This is a genomic window from Alcanivorax sp. HI0044 (assembly GCF_001634945.1).
Genome location: NZ_LWEZ01000747.1, coordinates 1 through 398, shown reverse-complemented (window position 1 = coordinate 398; position 398 = coordinate 1). Strand labels below are relative to the sequence as shown.

Annotated in this window: 1 pseudogene; it reads right to left on the bottom strand. The window is 52.3% G+C overall.

Annotated elements, in window-relative coordinates:
- Positions 1 to 291, bottom strand: a pseudogene (locus tag A3730_RS08985) (hypothetical protein); the annotation flags it as partial.
- Between the last annotated feature and the right edge of the window lie 107 nt (positions 292 to 398).

Sequence of the window (398 nt, the reverse complement as noted above, 5' to 3'; positions counted from 1 at the left end):
AACCGTTCCCACGCTATTCTTCGGGCGATGGCGCGTTACCGTGATATCCAGCGGCGGCATATCACCATCATGCAACCAGTAATCCGCCGCCCGCGCCATTTCATCATTGGCACTGCTTCTTGGCTTCTCGTCAAAGGCTCTCTGGATTCTTTCACTGGCCCATGGGTAGGCATTATAAGTCGCCTTACCCTTGGCATAGGGAATAATCGGATTATTCGGATTGGTGTTGAAAAGATCAATCGTGTCCTGCGTGATGGGTGTACCCTGCTCCGTGTAGTAATTCGCAGACATACAGCCACTTAACAAGCTCACACCCATCGCGCTGGCTGCCAGCCCTTTTAGTACCCTTCTCATAGTGTTCCCCGATACTGATTGTCCGTACGCCACTTCCCCCAATG